Origin of the sequence: Bartonella capreoli, assembly GCF_902813205.1 — a bacterium.
In the GTDB taxonomy this organism is placed as follows: domain Bacteria; phylum Pseudomonadota; class Alphaproteobacteria; order Rhizobiales; family Rhizobiaceae; genus Bartonella; species Bartonella schoenbuchensis.
In genome coordinates this window covers 1-1,269 of record NZ_CADDZX010000048.1, presented here as the reverse complement: position 1 = coordinate 1,269, position 1,269 = coordinate 1, and the positions used below count along the sequence as shown (strand labels likewise).

Genomic DNA, 1,269 nt, shown 5'->3' with positions numbered 1-1,269 from the left:
TGCCCAGCTGTGAGCTATAAAAGGATATGGGGCATCCTCTACAAAATAATAATGGCTATAATCATCTAAGTACTTTTGAACATAAAGTTCAGCAACGTCTTCTGAAATATCATCATAGCGATTTGACTGAAGATCAATGCGAAGAATGCTTTCAACGGTTTCCATCTGCCCCACGATGTCCATGATTTCAGTTCCATCAACTGGTCCAGGTTTAGCGTAATAATCATCATCATAAGTCGATATAATCAACAAGATCTCATCAGCATTTACAAAAAGCTGTTTATTCATTTTCATCCCCTCCAATCCGCGTTGGCAAATGGTTCTTTTTACTTTATGGGGGTAGATATTTCACTTTTAATGAAAAATGTCAATAATAAATTTCATAAAATATGAAATATTTATGTGAGAAAAATGATAATGAAGAAAAAAATGCTAAAAAAACTTTGGGATTGCACAGATAAAAAAGTGATAGCTGCTATTATTTTTTGTCTAAAGAGCAAGAATTCTGAAGAATCGTTAAAACAGCTTGTTGAACTTCAGGATTTGCTTGATAAAAAAGACTGACGAATTGCCCAGATCCTTTAATTAAAAAGGGAGGTATCTCACCAACAAAATTAATGATTTTTATTAATTCGTCTGCTTTTATTGAGCGATTTGTACCCGAGTTATTTAATATGCTGGTTAGAGTGGATGGTAATATGCCTAGATGTTCAGCCAGCATTTTTTTGCTGCCGTGTCCTTTTTTAGCTAATTGCTCATTGAGCCATAGTCTTAATTGTTCACGTTCCATAAAATAAAACTCTTTCAGATTGAATGAAAAATCAATGTCATAAAATCTGAAATTTCCTCTTGATAAAATTCAGATTTTATGAAATTATGTTTTTATGAAACAAGAGCCTGCATATACCATTATAAAATATTTAGGAGGGGCCGCTAACGTCGCCCGCATTTTACATAAATGTAAAGGTGCTGTTTATCGCGTAACTTACTCTAAAAAAAGGGGCGGTGCAAATGGGTTATTTCCTGCAACTTATCAAGCTAAATTGCTTAGTTACGCTAAATGCAATGACATAGACTTACGTCCTGATGATTTTTTTTATCCTGAACGTTTGCAAAACTTAATGCAGCAAAAGGAAATACCCCCATCACCTGAGTTTGTTGATGGTTGTGCAGTAAGCAGGGCAGGGTATGAGCAAAACGATGCACAACAATCATTAGGTGGATAAGAACATGAGCATAGCAAAGAAATACGAGCTTACAGAAGAGGGT

The 1,269-nt window shown here is 34.8% G+C and carries 3 protein-coding genes; 1 reads left to right on the top strand and 2 read right to left on the bottom strand.

Annotated elements, in window-relative coordinates:
• Both J7R05_RS07165 and J7R05_RS07160 read right to left on the bottom strand, forming a co-directional pair.
• Nucleotides 1-288 (bottom strand): hypothetical protein (locus J7R05_RS07165; RefSeq protein ID WP_208541758.1); only part of this gene is annotated, 288 nt, incomplete at its 3' end.
• Between the two features lie 190 nt (nucleotides 289-478).
• Nucleotides 479-790, bottom strand: coding sequence for a transcriptional regulator (locus J7R05_RS07160; protein WP_010702522.1), 312 nt, complete (start codon nucleotides 788-790; stop codon nucleotides 479-481).
• 94 nt (nucleotides 791-884) lie between these two features.
• Between J7R05_RS07160 and J7R05_RS07155 the strand changes: the two genes are divergently transcribed.
• Nucleotides 885-1,226: a hypothetical protein gene (locus J7R05_RS07155; RefSeq protein WP_208541757.1), complete on the top strand. Its 342-nt coding sequence runs from the start codon at nucleotides 885-887 to the stop codon at nucleotides 1,224-1,226.
• Nucleotides 1,227-1,269 lie beyond the last annotated feature (43 nt).

Excerpts from the sequence above, each read along its gene's own strand:
- J7R05_RS07160 (WP_010702522.1), bottom strand. The coding sequence starts at position 790 with ATGGAACGTGAACAATTAAGACTATGGCTCAATGAGCAATTAGCTAAA.
- J7R05_RS07155 (WP_208541757.1), top strand. The coding sequence starts at position 885 with ATGAAACAAGAGCCTGCATATACCATTATAAAATATTTAGGAGGGGCC.